The organism is Komagataeibacter diospyri, assembly GCF_006538165.1.
GTDB classification, from domain to species: domain Bacteria; phylum Pseudomonadota; class Alphaproteobacteria; order Acetobacterales; family Acetobacteraceae; genus Komagataeibacter; species Komagataeibacter diospyri.
Map to the genome: position 1 here is coordinate 1 of NZ_BDLU01000030.1, position 20,174 is coordinate 20,174.

Consider the following 20,174-nt stretch of genomic DNA (forward strand, 5'->3'; position numbering starts at 1 on the left):
GACAGGTTGATCGATCGGCTGATACAGCGCGGAATTACCCCGGTCATTCCGCCAAAACGCAACAGAACGACACGACGGAAAACCGATTTTTCTCTCTACCGCGAACGGAACCTTGTTGAGAGGTTCTTCAATAAACTCAATCAGTTCCGCGCTATCGCAACCCGCTACGATAAACTGAAATCGACCTTCCTCGCAGCCGTGCAGTTCGCCTCAATCATCATCCTGCTTAACTGACGACACGCCGTAAAAATCCCAAAGCGGTTCTTGCTGCAATTGACCCAGATGATGGTGATATTATTGGGGAAACGCCTGTATGTGGCATTCCTTTCATAGAAGACACTGAAAATAATATAATTATATACGAACAGAAATACACCAAATTATTCTATTATTTTCCTAAATATTATTACAAATAAGAAAATATTAGAATACTCGGAAATATTAAAAATTAATCTTAAACATTATTATTTATATAGAAATTTAATAATTCCATTTTGGTTAGATACGATTTTTTAGACTAAATCATAAAAAATCCTTCAGGACACATACCTAAACAGCATTGATCCTGAAGGATAATAAAACCAGACAGATTTATAATATAGACGACTTATTTATTATAAATGACTTCCAATCACTCCCACTCAATCGTTCCCGGCGGCTTGGACGTAATATCATACGTCACGCGGTTTACGCCGCGCACCTCATTAACAATCCGCCCGGCCACGCGGTTGAGGAAGGACATGTCGAAAGGATAGACATCTGCCGTCATACCATCGGTGCTGGTAACCGCACGCAGGGCACAGGCGTAATCATATGTGCGGCCATCGCCCATGACGCCCACGGTACGGACCGGCAGCAACACGGCAAAGGCCTGCCAGATGGCATCATACAGACCAGCCGCACGGATTTCCTCAAGAAAGATCGAATCAACCCGCCGCAACAGGTCCAGCTTTTCGCGCGTGATGGCGCCGGGAATACGGATGGCAAGCCCCGGCCCGGGGAACGGGTGCCGACCCACGATCGCTTCGGGAATATCCATTTCCCGGCCCAGTTCACGCACCTCGTCCTTGAACAGTTCACGCAGCGGCTCGACCAGTTGCATCTTCATCCGTTCTGGCAGGCCGCCCACATTGTGGTGCGACTTGATGGTAACGGACGGACCACCGGTAAAGCTGACGCTTTCGATCACGTCGGGGTACAGCGTGCCCTGCGCCAGGAATTCAGCGCCACCCAGCTTGGCGGCTTCTTCCTCGAATACTTCAATGAACAGGCGACCGATGGTCTTGCGCTTGATTTCGGGGTCGCTCACCCCTTCCAGCGCATTCAGGAACAGGTCGGACGCATCGCGGTGGATCAGGTGGATGTTGAAGCGATCACGGAAGGTCCGGATCACCTCATCCGCCTCACCCGCGCGCAGGATGCCGGGATCAACGAAAATACAGGTCAGCTGGTCGCCAATGGCCTGATGGATCAGCACCGCCGCGACCGAGGAATCAACCCCGCCCGACAGACCGCAGATCACACGTCCCTTGCCCACCTGCTGGCGGATGCGGGCAATTTCCATTTCACGAAAACCCGCCATGGTCCACGTGCCCCTGCAGCCCGCCACGCCATGGGTGAAGTTGCGCAGCAGGGCCGCGCCATGCGGGGTGTGTACCACTTCGGGGTGGAACTGCACGCCATACAGGCGGCGGCCTTCGTCAGCGATGATGGCAAACGGCGCGCCCTCGCTCACGGCCACGGCCTGGAACCCGGGCGGCAGCTTGGTTACGCGGTCGCCGTGACTCATCCACACCTGTTCACGGCTGCCACGCGCCCATGTGCCACGGAACAGGGCGCAGTCCTTGATGATATCGATATGCGCGCGCCCGAATTCACGGTGTTCGGATGTCTCCACCGTGCCACCAAGCTGGCGGCACATCGCCTGCTGACCATAGCAGATGCCCAGCACCGGCACATTCAGGGCGAAAACCACTTCCGGAATGGTCGGCGCGTCCTTGTCCAGCACGCTGGCGGGGCTACCGGACAGGATGATGCCCCTGGGCGCAAAGGCGCGAATCCGCTCGGCAGTGCTGGAATACGGCCAGATTTCGCAGTACACCCCGCTTTCACGCACGCGCCGGGCAATCAACTGGGTGACCTGGCTGCCGAAATCCAGGATCAGGATACGATCCTCATGCAGGGTTTCATCAAGTCCTGCCTCAGGGGCGGCGGTCTTCGCGGTATCGTTCATCATATGTCTTTCGGTCGCGGGCATTATCGATAAACTAGGCTTCCAGCATGAGCTGGCAACATATTGCAAGGGTGGGATAGTCTTTCCCGCGCAGATAGCACAATATATGCATTCAGGCAGGCATGTCTTTCCTGTCAGTTCAGACAAACCGGATCATATGGCTGTTTCATGACTGCACGTTCATTCCTGCTGCTGGCGGCAGGCTGCCTTGCCTGCCTTCCCCTTGCTGCTTCCCCAGCGCGCGCCGATGCCAAAAATGACCCGATCGGGCTGTGGACGGGCCAACTGGTACGTGATCAGGGCAATTGCAGCACCGAAACCGGCAACACATCGACCTTCCAGATCAGCGCGAAACGCATGACGTTCACCCCGGCCGACGGATCAATCGCGCTGACGGGCGTGCCACAGAAGAAAGCCGACCTGTACCATACCGAAACCGTGGTCAGACAGCCATCGGGGGCGGCTTTTCCCATGGTGTTTGAAGCCCGTCCCGAAGGCAACACGATGGTCGGTACTTACGGCACCCCGCGCTGCCGGGCGCATATCGTGATGAAACGCTAGTTTTCCCCTGCCCGCCGGGCCAAGTTCACGCAATCGGGAACAGACTGGTCCGATACAGGCATGGATGCCGCGCCATGATCCGATATATTCTTGTATATGGCTGATAACATGACACTAGCCGGGGCAGTCCTGTCCATTGTTGTCCGCAATGGACAGATGCTGCTGGTCCGCAGGCGCAATCCGCCGGATCAGGGGCTGTGGGGTTTCCCCGGCGGTCGCATTGAATACGGCGAAAGCTACCTTGACGCCGCAGCGCGCGAACTGCGTGAGGAAACCGGCTTCATCACCCATGCCGAAGGCACGCTGACGGCCTTTGACCTGATCGACCGTGACCGTGCAGGCCGGGTCCGTTTCCACTACCTGATCGTGGCGGTTAAATGCCACGACAATGGCTGGACCGACATCACGGCGGGCGATGACGCGTGCGGCGTGGGGTGGTTTGACATGGCGCAGGTACGCGCCGATCCCGCCGCCTTCAGCCCCGGCCTGCTGGAACTGGGCACGCTGGCCCTGTCCCCGCGTGGCATCGCCCCATGGCCTGTCGTCGCACAGGTGCGCACGCCTGCCCCCCATTCCCTCCGCCCCGAGAGCATTCCGTCATGACCCAGATTTCTGCCCTGATTGTCGAAGACGAGGCAACGATAGCGGAACTGGTCGCCACAATGCTGGAGGCAAACGGCATCCATGCCACCATAAGCCCCAGCGTTGCGGATGCCATGCAGAGGATCGGGGATACTCGCCATACGCTGGCGCTGGTGGACCTGACCCTGCCCGATGGCGATCCCGATGGCTTCATTGCCATGGCACAGGCCCAAGGCTGCCATGTAATCGTGATGAGTGGTGATCCCGACCGGCTGGCCGGTTACGCACCGCTGCCGCTGCTGGAAAAGCCCTTTCGCATGAAGGCATTGCTGGAACAGGTCCGTCAGGTTGCACCGGCGGCCTGACCCTTGACACTTCAGAATCAAAAGTTTCACCAAAAACTTTTGTTAATACGATCCTTGTACGGCGTGGGCAGCCTTACGATGGTGCTGCGCTGTATGGCCGACAGGTCCGTGCGCAGGCTGACACGGTACAGGCTGACACGTTCCGCCACCCGTCCCTGTCGTCCACGCGCCAGTGTATCGATCTGCTGAACCGATACAAATACATCCCGATCAAAACCACGACGGGGATTGCAGACCATGATCCCATCCCCCGCCACGTCATGCGGCAGGTTGAACAGCGCCCAGCGCGGCTCCATCCCCACCACGACCTGGCCGGGCATGACGGTGGCCAGTTCCGCCGCCGTGCCATAATCACACGCTGCAATGAAGTCACCCGGTCGCGCATGGGCTTCGATACCGCTGGCCAGGTCACGCCAGCCTGCCATCTGCCGCAGCGCCACATCCGTATGGGCCGACAGCGGCAGCGGGGCGAACAGGGCCTGCACGTAAACCAGCGCACCAACCAGCACGCCACCCCCGACCGCCCAACGCCCCCACCGCCACGTCACCATGGCCGCGCCCGCCGCCAGCATGGGATAGATTACCACCGGCCAGTTCGCCTGCACCCGGTCGCCCATGGCATGCTGCACGAACACGCAGGCTGGCACCAGCGTCATGCACGACAGTAACGCAGCCCCCGCATCCCGCCGCGCATGGCGCAGCAGGATCACCTGCCCCCATATGAAAAAGGCCGCGATGCCCGGCGTCATCAATCCCAATTGTCCCGTCACCAGTTCGGTCAGGAACTGCACCGCCCGGCCGGGATGCCAGTCTGCCGTCCGCCCCCCCTGCCGCACGAAACTGGCCCAGCCATGTCGTGCATTCCACCACACCACGGGTGTGATGCACAAAGCCGCCACCATCACGCCGCCCACAACGCCCGGCACCTGCTGCACCCCCCAGGCACGATGACGCAGCCCCTGGATCAGCAGCCATAACCCGATGCCGCCAACCGGCAGGATGGCAGTATATTTACTGTCGCATGCAAGGCCCGCGGCAAAACCAGCCACCAGCCACCAGCCCGTCCCCGCCCCGGCCCTGACGCGGCCCATGGCCCATACCAGCTCGGACAGGAAAAACATCACCGGCATGTCTGGCGTTATGACAACCGACTGAATTGCCAGCGCCAAAGTCGCCTGTAACATGACGCACGCCCGCACGCCCCCTGCACGCCCCGTACCGGGCAGCAGGTCACGCACGGCGCGGAACAGGAAAAAGGATATCCCTGCCCCGGCAAGCACCCCCACCAGCCGGACGCCAAACGCGTCATCACCGCCCGGCAGCATGCCCAGCCGTATCCAAGCCGCCACCATGGGCGGGTGGTCAAGATAGCCCGCGGCGGGTGCAAACGCCCACAGCCGGTAATAGGCTTCGTCAGGGGAAAGTGGCAGGATACCCGCCACAACCAGCCGTACACCGGCCAGCAGTACAAGCAGGTACAGCCACCATTGCGGGCTGTACCGCACCCTCACACAGGCACGCCGGGGCGGTTCAGGCTCGTGCGGATGGTCTGCAATGTCTGCACGCGCACCACATGCGGGGCTTCGGTCAACTGACGGGTCAGCAGGTTTTCATGCGTCGCGTCGCGCGCCACCAGCCGCACAAGAAAATCTCCCCCGCCCCGGATCATGTGACATTCGCGCACTTCCGGCCAGCCGGATACCTGCTTTTCAAAAGCTGACAGGACCGCTTCCTTCTGGCTGTCCAGCCCGATCAGCGCAAACAGCGTGATCGACCATCCCAGCCGCGCACCATCGGTATCGGCATGGTAGCCACGGATCACATGGTCTTCCTCCAGCCGGCGCATGCGACGCAGGCAGGGCGGCGCGGAAATGCCCACACGCCGCGCCAGCTCCACGTTCGTCATGCGTCCGTCCAGCTGAAGCTCGGCCACAATCCGACGGTCAATCGCATCCAGATCAGCCATCCGTTCCGCCATGCCTGTTCCATCTCTCGCCAAAGGGGGCGGCTGTCGCGCCCATATGCCGCAATAATGACGCCCTTCCTACTCCAACCCTTGCACGGACGCCAGTGGACGACCATACCAAAGGAAATTGTGACGATAGGGTTTTTCTGATCTCATGCCCCAGACGTGTTCTACCGACCTGCTTGTCATTGGTGCAGGTCCCGCCGGTTACACCGCTGCCATCTATGCCGCGCGCGCGAATCTTTCCCCCGTCCTGGTCGCCGGGCTGCAGCCCGGCGGCCAGCTGATGATCACCACGGATGTCGAGAATTATCCCGGCTTCGCCAAGGGCGTGCAGGGACCGGACCTGATGATGCAGATGGCCGAACAGGCCGGTAATGTCGGCACGCGGCTTATGGATGACATCATTGTCTCGTGCGACTTCACCCGTACGGACGGCACCGGGCGGTTTTACGCCACCGGCGATTCCGGCACGCTGTATGAAGCGCGCAGCGTAATCATCGCAACCGGCGCGCAGGCCAAGTGGCTGGGCGTGCCGGGGGAAAAGGAATTCCAGGGGTCCGGCGTGTCGGCCTGCGCCACGTGCGATGGCTTTTTCTATCGCGGCAAGCGCGTGGCCGTTGTGGGGGGCGGCAATACGGCGGTGGAAGAAGCCCTGTACCTGACCCACCACGCCAGTCACGTGACCCTGATCCACCGCCGCGACAGCCTGCGCGCGGAAAAGATCCTGCAGGACCGGCTGCATGCCAACCCCAAGATCTCGGTCATATGGAACAGTGCGGTCGAACGCATTACCGGCAGCGGCACGCCACCCGTGGTCACGGGGGCAGAACTGCGCAACACCGTAACCGGCGCGATTCAGCATATCGATGTTGACGGGGTATTCGTTGCCATCGGCCACGCCCCCAACACCACAATTTTCCGTGATGTGGTGGAGATCGATACAGACGGTTACATCGTCACTACGCCAGGCAGCACGCGCACCTCGGTTCCCGGCGTTTTTGCCGCAGGTGACGTGCAGGACAAGATATTCCGCCAGGCGGTGACAGCTGCTGGCACCGGGTGCATGGCGGCACTGGAGGCCGAGCGTTTTCTTGCGGCAGCGCAGTAATGAAACATGAAGAGTCCTTGACCTCCCTCCGTATTTCCTTCACCACAACGCTTAGTGTCATAACACTTGGCGCGCCCTTTATTAGATAGCAAAGCGGAGTCAACGCGTGGACTGGGATAAACTCCGGATATTTCATGCTGTAGCCGAAGCAGGGTCCTTCACCCATGCCGGCGACGTGCTTAACCTGAGCCAGTCTGCGGTATCGCGGCAGATTTCAGCCCTGGAAGAGGCGCTGCAGGTCCCTCTTTTCCACCGGCATGCCCGGGGGCTGATCCTGACCGAGCAGGGTGAGACACTGAACCAGACGGTTCGGGAAGTCTTCTCCAAGCTGGCCATGACGCAGTCCCTGCTGACGGAAAGCAAGGAAAAGGCGGCGGGACGGCTACGGGTCACAACCACAACCGGCTTTGGCACCTGCTGGCTTACGCCACGTCTGCACCGGTTCATGGAAACCAATCCTGACATTTCGATCACCCTGATCCTGGAAGATAACGACCTGGATCTGGGCATGCGCGAAGCGGATGTCGCGGTGCGCATGCACCCGCCCCGCCAGCCGGACCTGATCCAGCGGCACCTGGCGGATTTCCCGCTGCCGATCTACGCCTCGCAGTCATACCTGAATGATTACGGCACGCCTCGCACGCTTGAGGAACTGAACGCCCACAAGCTGGTGCTGTTCGGCGGGTACCACCCGCCCGTGCCGCATATCAACTGGCTGGCTGAAACCGGCGTCCCGTCGGATGAACGCCGTCAGGCGCGACTGGAGGTCAACAGCCTGGCCGCCATGGCCGGTGCGATCGCGGCCGGTATCGGAATCGGGTCGATCCCGCTTTATGCGGCATCACAGTACCCCAATCTGGTCAAGATCCTGCCCGAAGTGCCGCTGCCCACGGTCGATGCCTATTTCGTATATCCCGAGGAACTGCGCACGTCCAAGCGTGTGGCGGTATTCCGTGACTTCCTGCTGGCGGAAATCAACGCCCGCCACTGACCACGTCACGATCAGCCCGAATAAAGAAACACCGCGCCGGGTCCAGCCCGACGCGGTGTTTTTTGTATTGTAAGTAGATAGTTTAATAAAGTCGGCCTGACCAACACCCTGCAGTCATCAGGACGTCGAAGCACGCTGCCCCCTTTTAAAAAAGACGGCACCCCAAAATTTTTTTATCAATAAGCTGTTTCAGGCAGTCTTTGATAACGGGCGAATCAGGAACCAGACGGATGGTCAATCGGTCGTATTATGCGACTGGTTGACGCGTTCACGGAGTTCCTTACCCGCCTTGAAAAACGGCACCACCTTTTCCTCCACCGACACGGTTTCCCCTGTGCGGGGGTTGCGACCGGTGCGGGCGTCACGTTTTTTGACCGTAAACGCCCCGAAACCGCGCAGTTCCACCCTGTCCCCCCGCATCAGTGCATTACTGATTTCCGTAAAGATGACCTGAACAATACGTTCCACCTCCCGTATGGGCAGATGTGGACGCGCAGCGGCAAGTTCGGCAATCAATTCCGATCTGGTCATCCTGTTCCCCTAATTTAAACAACAAATTAAAGTTTCCAGATCGCAACGGCCCCGTCAAGCGCGGTACTTTCCTTCAACAGAAATTCTGCACCCGGCACACCCGACAGGATACCCGAAATCCACCGCCGCCAGTTGATCCGCGTGGCCGTGGGGCCGATATCGCTCACCTGCACATCATCGGGCAGATGCGTAATCCCGATCAACCATTTCCGTGCATCGGCCATGGACCCGATCTGATCCACCAGCCCCAGCGCGACCGCCTGCTGCCCGGTATAGGGGCGGCCATCAGCCAGCTGCTTCACGCGGTCAACCGGCATATGCCGGTCCTGCGCCACGACATTCACGAAAAAACCGTACAGGTCGGCAATCACGCCCTGCAGCATTTCGCGTCCCTCGGGCGAAAGCGGCTGCACCATGGAAGGCTGCCCCTTCATCGGGCCAGAGACAAGCTGGTCCACATGCACCCCCACCCTGTCCAGCAGGCCCGACACATCAGGCGATTCCAGAATTACCCCGATCGAACCGGTCAGGGTAGAGCGGTTGGCAAAAATGCGCGCAGCCGGCACCGACACCATATACCCAGCCGACGCCGCGACCGCACCCATGGACACCACCACCGGCTTGCGTCGTGCAAAGGCGGCCACGGCATCATGCAGCACCTCGCCGCCCGTTACGGCGCCGCCGGGGCTGCTGACCTCCAGCACCAGGCCACGCACCGATGCATCATCGGCAGCTTTCTGCAGGGCTTCGACATTTTCATGTTCATCCGAAGGGATGATCCCCTCCAGCTTCATGTGAACCAGATGCGGCGCATGGCCCACAAGCCCGCCCCCACCGGCACGCAATACAGCCACGATGCAGGCAAGGACAAAAAAAGCCACAGCCCCACCCCGCCAGACCAGAAGGCGGCGACGCAGGGATGCGGCATGCAGCAACATATCGGGATCAGTATCCATGACAGAGCCATATCACGGATACCACCCACACCGAAGGCAGGACTATGAAAGACGTTTCACCCTTACGCCTTGCGCCGGCGGCGCGTGGGCTTGGCGGGTTCGTCATGATCTGAAGGGGCTGCAGCCGCGGCAGCGGCCGATGCGGCGGTAATCTTGCGGCCAAGGCCGATTTCACGCGCAAGGCTGGAACGGCGTTCGGCATAGTTCGGGGCAACCATGGGGTATTCGGCAGGCAGACCCCAGCGTTCGCGGTACTGTTCCGGCGTCATGCCATAGGCGCTGTGCAGGTGGCGCTTGAGCATCTTGAGCTTTTTGCCGTCTTCCAGGCAGATGATGTAATCAGGAAAGACCGAGCGCTTGATCGGCACGGCAGGCTGCGGCTTTTCAGGTTCGTTCACCGGACGCCCGGCAGCGGACAGCGCCTGGTACACATTACGTATCAGGTCGGGAAGCACATCGGCCGCGACACTATTGTTTGAAACATGTGCCGACACGATCTGCGTCGTCAGTTCCAGACATGAAAAATCCTGCTCTGTATCAGACATAATATATTCCGTGCCTCTATATTCAGCCAAATAGTCGCGACTTCCTCACGAACCTTCATTTCAGGGACATATACTGCCACCTCAATAAATACAATACTGCAGGGCAGTCTATGCCGCGTATTATCAAACAGGATGTTTCGGTTATATTATATAGAATGCACCGTCCTAATTAACCAGATCAAATGTGAACAGGTGTTTTTGTATAAATTCGTTTCATGCTGTATCAGTCTTTTTCAGGTATTCAGATGGATACGGGCAAAACAGGCCGCCGTTCCGTCATGCGCCATCGGTACGGGCGTTTTCTGCCTGCGCAGCACCCCGTTCAGCTGCTCCATATCGAATTCCGGGTCGCAGGCGGCGCAGATCAGGCGGATGCGCGTTTCCTCCATACTATCCTTAATACTGTAAATGACCTGTCGGGCCTCCTTGCGTGTTATAACGATTTCCGCCCGCCGAAGTTCCGCCAGCTGCTGACTTAACGTAGGCTGGCCGATGCCGGTTTCAGCTTCGATCTGGCCGACGCTCTTTTCCCCCTCCAGCAGGCAGGCCAGCACCATCAGCCGTTGCGGCTGAGCCAGCAGGCGCAGGCGCTGCACAAGATTTTCCGCAATTTCTCGTGTTCTGGGCAGATTGCTCATGTCACGGATCCCCTTAGACCAGTTAGGCAAGTCACTCCGTACCATAATCCCGACCGGCGGAACACAGGACAGGACTTGATAAAATACATACATAATATATTAAACAGATAAACCATTTACGCACCCCCATCATACGGGAGCCCCCATGACCGACCCCGCCGCACCCGCATACATGCTCCCCCGGTCCCACCTGCGCTGTCATGCCTGACGTGCTGCATACCCTGCTGGGCCTGTGCAGTGGCGGGGCCATCGGCTTCACGCTGGGTCTGGTCGGGGGCGGGGGATCTATCCTGGCCGTGCCGCTGCTGCTTTATGTGGTGGGGATTGCCGACCCGCACCGGGCCATCGGCACCAGCGCGCTGGCCGTCACCATCAATGCGCTGTGCAGCCTGGCCAGCCATGCACGCTCGGGTAATGTCGCATGGAACTGCGCGGCACTGTTTGCCAGTGCCGGCATGCTCGGCGCACTGGCGGGAGCCGCTTGTGGCAAGGTCGTCAACGGGCAGCACCTGCTTTTCCTGTTTGCCCTTGTCATGATCGCGGTCGGCGCGCTGATGGCGCGGGGCTGCCACCAGCCACAACAGACGCAGCCACAACAGGTCACCATGCGCACGACCCCGATGCCTGTCATGGCCTACGGGATCGCGACAGGATTCTGTTCGGGATTCTTTGGCATTGGTGGTGGCTTCCTGATCGTACCCGCGCTGCTGGCGGCGACCGGCATGCCCATGCTCAACGCCATCGCCACGTCACTGGTGGCGGTATGCGCCTTCGGGCTGACAACGTCCATCAGCTACGCGGTGGCAGGTATGGTCGATCTGCCCATGGTGGGGATCCTTGTGGCGGGCGGCATGGCAGGCAGCGCGGGAGGCACCAAGCTTGCGCGGCATCTGGGCCAGCACCCACAGCGACTGCGCATGATTTTTGCCTACCTGATTTTCATTGTGGCATTCTACATGATGTGGCGCAGCGCACGGGCAATGGGCCTTGTCTGACACGGCGCGTGACCATCGCACCATCATGACCGGGAAGCCGCCCCATGCCACAGACCACCATAACCCTTGACCACCCCGTCGATTTTGCCCGCTGGCGCAACGCGACGCGCGCCCTGGTCGGCCAGCACGTGTCGCCCGAGGCCATTGCGTGGCACGTCGCGCCATCCGGCCAGCCAGACACCCCCGCACCGGATGCCCGTCCCTTCCGCATTCCACGTGAAACCATGCAATTGGCGGCGGATGTGCTGCAGTCCATGCTGCCCGACCGCTTTACCCTCGCCTACCGTCTGATCTACACCCATGTGACCGGAACCGATATCCCGCCGCCCGACCTTACGCGGATGGAGGACGCGGCGGCAGCCGTGCGTGCGGAAACCGTGCACCTGCGCCACGACCTGTTCACCCTTATGCAGCATACCGATGGGGACGACGGGTGGCACGCCACGCTGCAGGCCACGACCTATGCCCCCGAATGTAATGCACGGTTCATGACCTTCCAGCTGTCGCTTGCCCCATGGCGGCTGGTACTGCCGGGGCGGCGGATGGAATGGACGGGCAAGGAACTGCTGTACGGACAGGATGGCGCAGCCCCGTCCCCCATTGCTTTCAACAGCCTGCCGCCGCCCGCCATGCCGCTGGTAAACGGGCTGGACATTCCCCGCATCACCGCCCTGCCCGCCGTGGCGCTGGCAGCGCGGACGTGCCGGATCTGCCCCATGGCCCGCCACGCCACCCAGACCGTGTTTGGCGAAGGCCGCAGCGACGCACGCATGATGTTCGTGGGTGAACAGCCGGGAGACAAGGAAGACCTTGCCGGTCGTCCCTTTGTCGGACCGGCGGGACAACTGTTCGACCGCGCCCTGATGGAAGCGGGCATCGACCGTGATGATGCGTATGTGACCAATACCGTCAAGCACTTCAAATTCCGCCCCCGCGGCACCCGCCGCATCCATGAAAAGGCCGGGCCGGAGGAAATCGCCAACTGCGCCCCATGGCTTGCAGCGGAACGGCGGGTCATCCGCCCGCATGTGCTGGTCATGCTGGGGGCCACGGCGGCGTCAGCCCTGCTGGGCCGCCATGTCACGATCGGGCGTGAACGCTCGCGCGCGATCAAGCTGGATGACGGTACGACCGGGGTTGTCACGGTTCATCCCTCCTTCCTGCTGCGCGTGCCCGATGAAGCGGCGCGCGTGCGTGAATATGACCATTTTGTCGCGGACCTGAAACTGGCCGCCAGCCTGCGTACGCCTGCGGCGCCCTGATCAGCCCACAGGCCCCGCCACGAGGAAAGCCGATGCCAGATATGCACTCGCGGCACCGTTACGTCATGCCAAGATGCGTTATGGATAGGGCGCCCCTTGTCGCCGGAAGCCGCATATCGTGCCTGCAGACCTGAATCTTCTGCCCTCTTTCATCACCCGTATTTTCAGCGGAAAGCATTTTCCCACCATCCGCGCCCCCGGCTATGCGCGGATGAGTGGACTGAAATGGCTGTATGCCCCCACGCCGGAGGCCCTGGCCTTTGCCGTGCGTACCACCTTCGCGGCCCTGATGGCGCTGACCATCGCCATGTGGATGGAACTGGACGACCCGCCATGGGCAGCCATGACGGTATGGATCGTGGCACAGGGATCGCGCGGGGAAAGCCTGTCAAAGGCACGGTGGCGACTGGTGGGCACCGCCATCGGGGCGATCAGCGCCGTCATCCTGATCTGTTCCTTTCCACAGGCGCCCTGGCTGTTCTTTCCCGCCATCAGCATATGGATCGGCCTGTGCTGCATGTGTGCGACACTGGTGCGCAACTTCCGGTCCTATGCGCTGGTGCTGTCGGGCTATACCTGCGCCATCATCGCGCTGGCAGCGACCCGCGACCCCGACAACATCTTCATGATAACCATGTCCCGCACGTCCTATATCGTGCTGGGCATCACGTGCGAAACGCTGGTGGCGGTGCTGTTCGCGCACAACCTTGCCTCCAGCGCGCGGCGCAACATGCGCCAGAAAATCCAGATGGCGCTGGGCAGTTCGACGGATGCGGTGGCCAACCTGCTGGCAGGCGACGAAGCCGCCTTCATCCGTTCACGCGCACTGTTCGGCACGATCCTGAGCATTAATGACCAGATCGAGTTCAGTGAAGTCGAGATGGGGCCCCACGGACATGAAGGCGACCATGCGCGCGCGGCCCTTGCCGCCGTATCGGTCCTGCTGTCGCGGGGTCTGGGCATGATGGCGCGCATCAAGGCGCTGGGCACCACCAACGAACAGTTTACCGAAACGTCGCTGCTGACGCGCACCTTTCTGCTGGGCTTGCCCGCGCGGCTGGAAAACGATGCGGAGATCCCGCATGTCCAGCAGGACCTGCAGGACCTGCGCGGCGTATGCCGCCAGCGTATCATCGACGCTCTGACCCATGAAATCGGCATGGACCCCACTGCCGAGACGGCAGAAGTGGACGACCTGCTGAACTGCCGTATCCTGCATAACGCGCTGGATGAACTGCTGGGGGAACTGGAGCAGGCCATCACGGAGTTCGATGCCAGCCAGCACGAAATCCGTGGCGACCACTTCCATTTCCGTATCGAGGCGCACCGCGATTTCAAGGAAGCTGCCTATAACGGCATCCGCGCCGCCGTGGCCATCGGCGCGTCCGCCCTGATATGGGAAGTGACGGCATGGGCCAACGGCATCGGCTTCATCACCATGGTCGCGGTGACATGCGGGCTGTTCGCCACGCGTGAAAACCCTGTGGTGGGTACCATGAGCTTCCTGCGCGGGGCGTGCTGGGCGGTACTTGTCTCGGGCTTCCTTGTGCTTCTGTTCCTGCCACGGCCTGCGGAATTCGAAATGCTGGCCGCCGTCCTCGCCCTGCCCATGATCGCAGGCGGGCTTGCCGCGCGCAACCCGGCCACAGCGGGGGCTGCGGCCTCGTACTGCCTGTTCCTGCCCAACCTGGTGGGACCGGGCAACCAGACGCGCCTGAACGAAATCGCGTATTTCAACGCGTCCTTCGCGCTGCTGTGCAGTATCGGCTTCGCGGTGCTGATCTTCCGCGCGGTGCTGCCGTTCGACAATGATGAAGAACGCTGGCGCATGCGTAACCGCACACTGCATGACCTGCGCCACCTGGCATCGGCCCAGCCCATGCCGCGCACGCAATCGTGGATCGGGCGCAATACGGACCGTTTCTCCCGCCTGATCCGCCATGCCGGGCCGACACCCACCCCCACCATCGAAGCCTACCTGCAGGGCACGCTGTCAGCCATGACCATCGGGCTGAACATCATCCGCCTGCGCACGGTCATGGAACGGGGACAGCTGCCGCCTGCCGCCAACCGCGCCATTGAACTGTTCCTCAGCCGCATGTCCCAGTTCAGTGGCCGTTACGGACGTTTTGGCCGCACCGCACGGGTGGCGCGCGGGGCCACACGCAGCCTGCGGCGGCTGGAAGCGACGGAAACCAACATCACGTCACGTATCGAAATCACGCGCGCCATTGCCTACCTGCTGGTCATTTCCTATGAACTGGGCGCCAACGCAGCCTTCCTTGATGCTTCCCAGCCCTATCGCATGACCGACGGATCATGACGCGTCCCTGATACACATGGGCACGGGAAGGATGGAGCCAACCATGATGACCCCTGCCCCCACTTCCCCCGCCGCCAGCGCCGCCCTGCGCGGGCATATCGTGACCTTTCGCGGCAACCCGTTCCTCATGCCACCGCAGGACGCGCTGGTGGATGAACCCGACGGGCTGGTCATTATCACTGATGGCCGCATCACCCATGTCGGGACGTATGGTGAAACCATCGCCCATCTGCCGCCGGGCATGGATGTGACCGATTACCGGGGCTGTCTGATTTCTGCGGGGTTCGTGGACACGCATGTCCATTACCCGCAGCTGCCCATGATCGCGGCCTATGGCGAACAGCTGCTGGAATGGCTGGAACGCTATACCTTTCCCACCGAACGCCGCTTTGCTGACGAAACATATGCGACCACCATTGCACGGCAGTTCCTGAACGAACTGGTGCGCTGCGGCACGACCACGGCGGCGGTTTACTGTACGGTCCACCCGCAATCGGTTGATGCGTTTTTTGGTCAATCCACCCGCCTTGGCACGCTGATGGTGGCGGGCAAGGTACTGATGGACCGCAATGCGCCCGACTACCTGCGTGATACGGCCCAGCGCGGCTATGATGAATCGCGCCGCCTGATCGAACGCTGGCATGGGCGCAACCGCCAGCATTACGCCGTCACCCCCCGCTTCGCCCCCACCAGCACACCCGAACAGCTGGAACTGGCGGGCGCATTGCTGAAGGGCGACGACACGCTGTTCATGCAGACCCACCTTGCGGAAAACCAAGCGGAGGTTGCATGGGTGGCCGAACTGTATCCTGACAGCCGGTCGTATCTGGATGTGTATGACCGCGCGGGGCTTGTGCGCCCGCGCAGCGTGATGGGACACGGCATATATGTGGATGAACATGACCTGTGCCGCTGCCATGAAAGTGGCTGCGCGCTGGCGCACTGCCCCACCTCCAACCTGTTCCTGGGCAGCGGAGCGTTCCGGCTGTTTGACGTGATGGATGCAAAACGCCCGGTGCGCACGGGGCTGGGCACCGATGTGGGCGCGGGTACAAGCCTGTCACACCTGCAATCCATGAACGAGGCCTACAAGATCGCGCAGATGACCGGAAAGCGGCTGCACCCGGTACAGGCCTTCTGGCTGGCGACGCGCGGCGGGGCCGAGGCGCTGCATCTGGACGACCGCATCGGCACCATCGCACCCGGCATGGATGCGGACCTGTGCATCCTTGACCCGCGCGCGACACCGCTGCAGGCGCTGCGTGTGCAGATGTGCGACAGCACGGCGGATATCCTGTTCACGCTGATGATGCTGGGCGATGACCGCAGCATCCGCGCGACCTGGGTGGCGGGCAGGACAGTGCATGAGCGTGAGGCGGAAGGAACCGCCACCTGAACGGGTTACGTTCCGGGTATCGCGACAGGATGCCCGGACAGCCTGGCTGGCAACGCGCGGCGGGGCCGAGGCGCTGCACGCACACCGTACCGCGCGTCCAGCATCTGGCCCCGACATGGACGACAGCCTTTCGGGCCAGATCACGGGTTGCCCCGCCACGGTCCGCGCCCCGGTCGCGCTGCATGGCGCACGCACGAAAACCCCACCAGTTCAGGCGGGGCGCGTTCAGGACCGGGTTTTCAATGGAAAATGAACACACGCGATGCAGTGGCGGAGAGGGTGGGATTCGAACCCACGGTACGCTTGCACGCACAACGGTTTTCGAGACCGCCCCGTTCGACCGCTCCGGCACCTCTCCAATCTGCACGCGGTGATGCAGCGGCTTATAGGGGCGCGCGCGGGGTGGCGCAAGGGGTCTTTTTTCACCCTTTGCACATGTCCATAAAAAATATTGACCTGTGCGCGCGCACCCAGTAAAAGCCCGCATTCACCCCGCGCGGACGGGGCGCCGCTGCAATTGCGGCCAATATAAAAAAGCGACTGGGTCGTGTCGCCTGCACCCAACCACGGTGCCGCGCACGCCAAGAGATCGGAAAGATAGATAAAGACATGTTTGCAGTTATCCGTACCGGCGGTAAGCAGTACCGCGTTGCCAAGGACGCCGTCCTGAAGATCGAAAAGCTGGAAGCCGAAGCCGGCTCCACCATCACGTTCGACCAGGTCCTGGCCGTTGGCGGCGAAGGTGGCACGACCATCGGCGCGCCGACCGTCAAGGGTGCGACCGTCACGGGCACCGTGATCGCACAGGACCGTCTGGCCAAGATCATCATCTTCAAGAAGCGCCGCCGGCAGAACAGCCGCCGCAAGAACGGTCACCGTCAGCCGGTGACCGTGGTGCGCATCTCCGCGATCAACGCCGCCTGATCCGCCGCCCGGTCCCGGCCGGGCAGGTTTGATCAGAGATTTCAGTTTTAAGGAGTTCAGGCAATGGCACAAAAAAAGGCAGGCGGTTCATCCCGTAACGGGCGCGATAGCGCCGGACGTCGCCTTGGCGTCAAGAAGTTTGGTGGCGAAAGCGTCATCGCAGGCAACATCATCGTCCGCCAGCGCGGCACGAAGATGAAGCCGGGCGTGAACGTTGGCGTCGGCCGCGACCACACCCTGTTTTCGCTGGTGGACGGACATGTGAAGTTCGAACGCCGCGCAGAAGGTCGCGTGCATGTTTCCGTGCAGGCCCTGCCGCTGGCAGCGGAATAAGGTTTACGCCTTAATCACTGCGGGAATACCCGAATTGAAGGGGGCGGTCATTCTGGCCGCCCCTTTTTTCGTATGATGCCGGGACACGTTTTCTGGTATCATGCACGCACATAAGGCACGTGCGCAGGACTGCACGCGCCCACCGGATCGCAGGCAATGAAGTTTCTTGACCAGGCCAAAATCTATGTAAAATCCGGCGACGGCGGGGACGGTGTCGTCGCCTTCCGCCGGGAAAAATATATCGAATTTGGCGGTCCGGACGGGGGTAATGGCGGCCGGGGCGGCGATATCATATTCGAAGCGGTCGATAACCTGAACACGCTGATCGACTTCCGCTACACCCAGCATTTCCGCGCGCGCAAGGGCGGCAATGGCGCGGGGTCGGACCGTACGGGGGCAGCCGCGGAAACGGTCGTCATCAAGGTGCCGATCGGTACCCAGATCTTTGATGAAGACCGCGAAACCATGCTGGGCGACCTTGATATCGCGGGCAAGCGCCTGCTTCTGTGCCGTGGTGGCGATGGTGGCCGCGGCAACGCGCATTTCAAGACCAGCACCAACCGTGCCCCCCGCCGCGCGGACAAGGGATGGCCGGGTGAGGAACGCTGGGTCTGGCTGCGCCTGAAACTGATTGCCGATGTCGGGCTGGTTGGCCTGCCCAATGCGGGCAAGTCCACGTTCCTGTCCACCGTATCGGCAGCGCGTCCCAAGATCGCGGATTACCCGTTCACCACGCTGCACCCACAGCTTGGGGTAGTGCGTCTGTCGGTTACGGAAGAATTCGTGATTGCCGACATTCCCGGCCTGATCGAAGGTGCGCATGAAGGCAGCGGACTGGGTGATCGTTTCCTGGGCCATGTCGAACGCTGCGCGGTGCTGCTGCACCTGATTGACGGCACGGCGGAAGACGTGGTCGAATCATGGCGCACCATCCGCCATGAACTGTCGGAATATGGCGGTGGGCTGGCGGACAAGCCTGAAATCATCGTGCTGAACAAGATCGACGCGCTGTTGCCTGAGGAAATCGAGGAACGCCGGACGGCACTGGAACAGGCATGCGGGCAGGATGTGATGTGCATGTCTTCCGTCGCCCACATGAATGTGGACACCGTGCTGCGCCGGTTGCAGGATTACGTAACCCGCGACCGTGCGGAAAAAGCCGAACAGGAAAAGGGGGAGATCCCCGCAACATGACGGACACTCCCCTGCCCCAGCTACGCACGGCGCAGCGTGTTGTCGTAAAGATTGGCAGCGCCCTGATTGTCGACCCCGAACAGGCGGCCCCCCGTCAGGCGTGGCTGGACAGCGTGGCGCAGGATATTGCCGACCTGCGCGCACAGGGCACGGAAGTGGTCGTCGTGTCCTCCGGTGCGATCGCCCTTGCCCGCCACCAGCTGGGCCTGACAACGCGGCGTGTGCTGCGGCTGGAGGAAAAGCAGGCGGCTGCTTCGGTCGGGCAGATCCGGCTGGCGCAGGCATGGACCGATGCCCTGTCGCGCTACAGCCTGACAGCGGCGCAGTTGCTGCTGACGCCCGATGATACTGAACACCGCGACCGGTACCTCAACGCGCGCGCCTCGCTCAACACCCTGCTGGCGCTGGGCTGCGTACCCATCATCAATGAAAACGACGCCATCGCCACGACCGAAATCCGCTTTGGCGACAATGACCGCCTTGCCGCGCGCGTGGCCGAAATGATCAATGCGGACCAGCTTGTCCTGCTGTCTGACATTGACGGGCTATATACTGCCGACCCGCGCAACAACCCCGATGCAAGGCACCTGCCGGTCGTGGCCGAACTGACCGACAGTATCGAGGCCATGGGCGGCGCACCCCCACCGGGTTATTCATCGGGCGGGATGCGGACCAAGCTCATGGCGGCGCGTATCGCAACGCAGTCGGGCTGCGCCATGGCCATTACGCAGGGCCAGCCCCTGCACCCGCTGGCCCGCCTGTGTGATGGCGGGCGCTGCACATGGTTCCTGCCAGCAACCGACGCCCGTTCGGCACGCAAAAGCTGGATCGCAGGCAGCCTGACACCCGCAGGACAGGCCGTGATTGATGATGGCGCGGTCCGCGCGCTGACGATGGGGTCATCCCTGTTGCCAGCGGGTGTAACCACTGTCACGGGTGATTTCGACCGGGGTGACCTGATCGCGGTCATGGACCAGCATGGCAACCGGATTGCCTGTGGCCTTACGGCCTATGCGGCGGATGATGCACGGCGGATTGCGGGGCGCCAGTCCGACGAAATCGAAGGGCTGCTGGGCTGGCAGGGGGCGGATGAACTGATCCACCGCGATGACCTTGTGCTGCTGACGCGGGTGGAGCCTGCCGCGCCCTGAAAACTGTCTGATAAAGAAAAAGTTTTGGTGAAGCTTTTTGGGGGCTGTTGGGAATTGAGTTTTCTAAAGGGCCATGATGTGTTTCAAAGACCATATGGATCGCTTCATACTGACGGA

22 protein-coding genes and 1 tRNA gene are annotated in these 20,174 nt (G+C 61.2%); 15 read left to right on the forward strand and 8 right to left on the reverse strand.

What is annotated here, in order from left to right; all coding sequences use genetic code 11:
• On the forward strand, positions 1-234 hold a 234-nt coding region (locus tag MSKU9_RS05535), incomplete at its 5' end, for a transposase (RefSeq protein WP_141260355.1).
• Between the two features lie 397 nt (positions 235-631).
• Here MSKU9_RS05535 and guaA read toward each other — a convergent pair.
• Complete coding sequence (gene guaA / locus MSKU9_RS05540; protein ID WP_141260372.1) at positions 632-2,233, reverse strand: glutamine-hydrolyzing GMP synthase; 1,602 nt, start codon at positions 2,231-2,233, stop codon at positions 632-634.
• Positions 2,234-2,401: 168 nt separating this feature from the next.
• Here guaA and MSKU9_RS05545 point away from each other — a divergent pair, with 168 nt between their 5' ends.
• The 3 genes from MSKU9_RS05545 to MSKU9_RS05555 all read left to right on the forward strand — a co-directional run bounded on the left by MSKU9_RS05545 (position 2,402) and on the right by MSKU9_RS05555 (position 3,741).
• Positions 2,402-2,794, forward strand: a complete 393-nt coding sequence (locus MSKU9_RS05545) for a hypothetical protein (RefSeq protein ID WP_141260356.1) — start codon at positions 2,402-2,404, stop codon at positions 2,792-2,794.
• 108 nt (positions 2,795-2,902) lie between these two features.
• Positions 2,903-3,397 (forward strand): NUDIX hydrolase, encoded by a 495-nt coding sequence (locus MSKU9_RS05550; RefSeq protein WP_370685912.1) that lies wholly within the window; start codon positions 2,903-2,905, stop codon positions 3,395-3,397.
• Positions 3,394-3,741 carry a response regulator gene (locus MSKU9_RS05555; RefSeq protein ID WP_141260358.1) on the forward strand — a complete coding sequence of 116 codons (348 nt, stop codon included), beginning with the start codon at positions 3,394-3,396 and terminating at the stop codon, positions 3,739-3,741. The genes MSKU9_RS05550 and MSKU9_RS05555 overlap by 4 nt, the downstream gene beginning before the upstream one ends.
• Before the next feature lie 26 nt (positions 3,742-3,767).
• Here the strand turns inward: MSKU9_RS05555 and MSKU9_RS05560 are convergent, their stop codons facing one another.
• Both MSKU9_RS05560 and MSKU9_RS05565 read right to left on the reverse strand, forming a co-directional pair.
• Complete coding sequence (locus MSKU9_RS05560; protein WP_141260359.1) at positions 3,768-5,252, reverse strand: ArnT family glycosyltransferase; 1,485 nt, start codon at positions 5,250-5,252, stop codon at positions 3,768-3,770.
• Positions 5,249-5,719, reverse strand: a complete 471-nt coding sequence (locus MSKU9_RS05565) for an Lrp/AsnC family transcriptional regulator (RefSeq protein ID WP_141260360.1) — start codon at positions 5,717-5,719, stop codon at positions 5,249-5,251. The genes MSKU9_RS05560 and MSKU9_RS05565 overlap by 4 nt, the downstream gene beginning before the upstream one ends.
• A 142-nt stretch (positions 5,720-5,861) precedes the next feature.
• On the opposite strand from MSKU9_RS05565, the gene trxB reads away from it, so the two are divergent.
• Together trxB and MSKU9_RS05575 are read left to right on the forward strand one after the other, a co-directional pair.
• Positions 5,862-6,818 carry a thioredoxin-disulfide reductase gene (gene trxB / locus MSKU9_RS05570; RefSeq protein ID WP_141260361.1) on the forward strand — a complete coding sequence of 319 codons (957 nt, stop codon included), beginning with the start codon at positions 5,862-5,864 and terminating at the stop codon, positions 6,816-6,818.
• 106 nt (positions 6,819-6,924) lie between these two features.
• Positions 6,925-7,809 carry a LysR family transcriptional regulator gene (locus MSKU9_RS05575; RefSeq protein ID WP_025438836.1) on the forward strand — a complete coding sequence of 295 codons (885 nt, stop codon included), beginning with the start codon at positions 6,925-6,927 and terminating at the stop codon, positions 7,807-7,809.
• Positions 7,810-8,043: 234 nt separating this feature from the next.
• Here the strand turns inward: MSKU9_RS05575 and MSKU9_RS05580 are convergent, their stop codons facing one another.
• From MSKU9_RS05580 to MSKU9_RS05595, 4 genes are all read right to left on the reverse strand, one after another.
• Complete coding sequence (locus tag MSKU9_RS05580) at positions 8,044-8,340, reverse strand: integration host factor subunit beta (RefSeq protein WP_141260362.1); 297 nt, start codon at positions 8,338-8,340, stop codon at positions 8,044-8,046.
• A gap of 26 nt (positions 8,341-8,366) precedes the next feature.
• On the reverse strand, positions 8,367-9,296 hold the full coding sequence (gene sppA / locus MSKU9_RS05585) for a signal peptide peptidase SppA (RefSeq protein ID WP_141260363.1): 930 nt from the start codon (positions 9,294-9,296) through the stop codon (positions 8,367-8,369).
• A gap of 62 nt (positions 9,297-9,358) precedes the next feature.
• Entirely contained in the window at positions 9,359-9,841 is a 483-nt protein-coding gene (locus MSKU9_RS05590) for a MucR family transcriptional regulator (protein ID WP_141260364.1), read from the reverse strand.
• A 233-nt stretch (positions 9,842-10,074) separates the two neighbouring features.
• Positions 10,075-10,479, reverse strand: coding sequence for an ArsR/SmtB family transcription factor (locus tag MSKU9_RS05595; RefSeq protein WP_141260365.1), 405 nt, complete (start codon positions 10,477-10,479; stop codon positions 10,075-10,077).
• 200 nt (positions 10,480-10,679) lie between these two features.
• Between MSKU9_RS05595 and MSKU9_RS05600 the strand changes: the two genes are divergently transcribed.
• The 5 genes from MSKU9_RS05600 to MSKU9_RS05620 all read left to right on the forward strand — a co-directional run bounded on the left by MSKU9_RS05600 (position 10,680) and on the right by MSKU9_RS05620 (position 16,708).
• Positions 10,680-11,474, forward strand: coding sequence for a sulfite exporter TauE/SafE family protein (locus MSKU9_RS05600; RefSeq protein WP_141260366.1), 795 nt, complete (start codon positions 10,680-10,682; stop codon positions 11,472-11,474).
• A gap of 44 nt (positions 11,475-11,518) precedes the next feature.
• Positions 11,519-12,736, forward strand: coding sequence for a UdgX family uracil-DNA binding protein (locus tag MSKU9_RS05605; protein ID WP_141260367.1), 1,218 nt, complete (start codon positions 11,519-11,521; stop codon positions 12,734-12,736).
• 118 nt (positions 12,737-12,854) lie between these two features.
• Positions 12,855-15,059 carry an FUSC family protein gene (locus MSKU9_RS05610; protein WP_141260368.1) on the forward strand — a complete coding sequence of 735 codons (2,205 nt, stop codon included), beginning with the start codon at positions 12,855-12,857 and terminating at the stop codon, positions 15,057-15,059.
• Between the two features lie 46 nt (positions 15,060-15,105).
• Complete coding sequence (gene guaD / locus MSKU9_RS05615; protein WP_141260373.1) at positions 15,106-16,455, forward strand: guanine deaminase; 1,350 nt, start codon at positions 15,106-15,108, stop codon at positions 16,453-16,455.
• Complete coding sequence (locus MSKU9_RS05620; RefSeq protein ID WP_141260369.1) at positions 16,424-16,708, forward strand: hypothetical protein; 285 nt, start codon at positions 16,424-16,426, stop codon at positions 16,706-16,708. The genes guaD and MSKU9_RS05620 overlap by 32 nt, the downstream gene beginning before the upstream one ends.
• A gap of 15 nt (positions 16,709-16,723) precedes the next feature.
• Here MSKU9_RS05620 and MSKU9_RS05625 read toward each other — a convergent pair.
• Positions 16,724-16,813, reverse strand: a tRNA-Ser gene (locus MSKU9_RS05625).
• Between the two features lie 251 nt (positions 16,814-17,064).
• Here MSKU9_RS05625 and rplU point away from each other — a divergent pair.
• The 4 genes from rplU to proB all read left to right on the forward strand — a co-directional run bounded on the left by rplU (position 17,065) and on the right by proB (position 20,057).
• Positions 17,065-17,379, forward strand: a complete 315-nt coding sequence (gene rplU, locus MSKU9_RS05630) for a 50S ribosomal protein L21 (protein ID WP_010513032.1) — start codon at positions 17,065-17,067, stop codon at positions 17,377-17,379.
• 63 nt (positions 17,380-17,442) lie between these two features.
• Positions 17,443-17,712, forward strand: a complete 270-nt coding sequence (gene rpmA / locus MSKU9_RS05635; RefSeq protein ID WP_007400196.1) for a 50S ribosomal protein L27 — start codon at positions 17,443-17,445, stop codon at positions 17,710-17,712.
• Between the two features lie 156 nt (positions 17,713-17,868).
• Entirely contained in the window at positions 17,869-18,906 is a 1,038-nt protein-coding gene (gene obgE / locus MSKU9_RS05640; protein WP_141260370.1) for a GTPase ObgE, read from the forward strand.
• Positions 18,903-20,057 (forward strand): glutamate 5-kinase, encoded by a 1,155-nt coding sequence (gene proB / locus MSKU9_RS05645; RefSeq protein ID WP_141260371.1) that lies wholly within the window; start codon positions 18,903-18,905, stop codon positions 20,055-20,057. Before obgE ends, proB begins: the two co-directional genes overlap by 4 nt.
• Positions 20,058-20,174 lie beyond the last annotated feature (117 nt).

Excerpts from the sequence above, each read along its gene's own strand:
- guaA (WP_141260372.1), bottom strand. The coding sequence starts at position 2,233 with ATGAACGATACCGCGAAGACCGCCGCCCCTGAGGCAGGACTTGATGAA.
- MSKU9_RS05545 (WP_141260356.1), top strand. The coding sequence starts at position 2,402 with ATGACTGCACGTTCATTCCTGCTGCTGGCGGCAGGCTGCCTTGCCTGC.
- MSKU9_RS05550 (WP_370685912.1), top strand. The coding sequence starts at position 2,903 with ATGACACTAGCCGGGGCAGTCCTGTCCATTGTTGTCCGCAATGGACAG.
- MSKU9_RS05555 (WP_141260358.1), top strand. The coding sequence starts at position 3,394 with ATGACCCAGATTTCTGCCCTGATTGTCGAAGACGAGGCAACGATAGCG.
- MSKU9_RS05565 (WP_141260360.1), bottom strand. The coding sequence starts at position 5,719 with ATGGCGGAACGGATGGCTGATCTGGATGCGATTGACCGTCGGATTGTG.
- trxB (WP_141260361.1), top strand. The coding sequence starts at position 5,862 with ATGCCCCAGACGTGTTCTACCGACCTGCTTGTCATTGGTGCAGGTCCC.
- MSKU9_RS05580 (WP_141260362.1), bottom strand. The coding sequence starts at position 8,340 with ATGACCAGATCGGAATTGATTGCCGAACTTGCCGCTGCGCGTCCACAT.
- sppA (WP_141260363.1), bottom strand. The coding sequence starts at position 9,296 with ATGGATACTGATCCCGATATGTTGCTGCATGCCGCATCCCTGCGTCGC.
- MSKU9_RS05590 (WP_141260364.1), bottom strand. The coding sequence starts at position 9,841 with ATGTCTGATACAGAGCAGGATTTTTCATGTCTGGAACTGACGACGCAG.
- MSKU9_RS05595 (WP_141260365.1), bottom strand. The coding sequence starts at position 10,479 with ATGAGCAATCTGCCCAGAACACGAGAAATTGCGGAAAATCTTGTGCAG.
- MSKU9_RS05600 (WP_141260366.1), top strand. The coding sequence starts at position 10,680 with ATGCCTGACGTGCTGCATACCCTGCTGGGCCTGTGCAGTGGCGGGGCC.
- MSKU9_RS05605 (WP_141260367.1), top strand. The coding sequence starts at position 11,519 with ATGCCACAGACCACCATAACCCTTGACCACCCCGTCGATTTTGCCCGC.
- guaD (WP_141260373.1), top strand. The coding sequence starts at position 15,106 with ATGACCCCTGCCCCCACTTCCCCCGCCGCCAGCGCCGCCCTGCGCGGG.
- MSKU9_RS05620 (WP_141260369.1), top strand. The coding sequence starts at position 16,424 with ATGAGCGTGAGGCGGAAGGAACCGCCACCTGAACGGGTTACGTTCCGG.
- rplU (WP_010513032.1), top strand. The coding sequence starts at position 17,065 with ATGTTTGCAGTTATCCGTACCGGCGGTAAGCAGTACCGCGTTGCCAAG.
- rpmA (WP_007400196.1), top strand. The coding sequence starts at position 17,443 with ATGGCACAAAAAAAGGCAGGCGGTTCATCCCGTAACGGGCGCGATAGC.
- obgE (WP_141260370.1), top strand. The coding sequence starts at position 17,869 with ATGAAGTTTCTTGACCAGGCCAAAATCTATGTAAAATCCGGCGACGGC.
- proB (WP_141260371.1), top strand. The coding sequence starts at position 18,903 with ATGACGGACACTCCCCTGCCCCAGCTACGCACGGCGCAGCGTGTTGTC.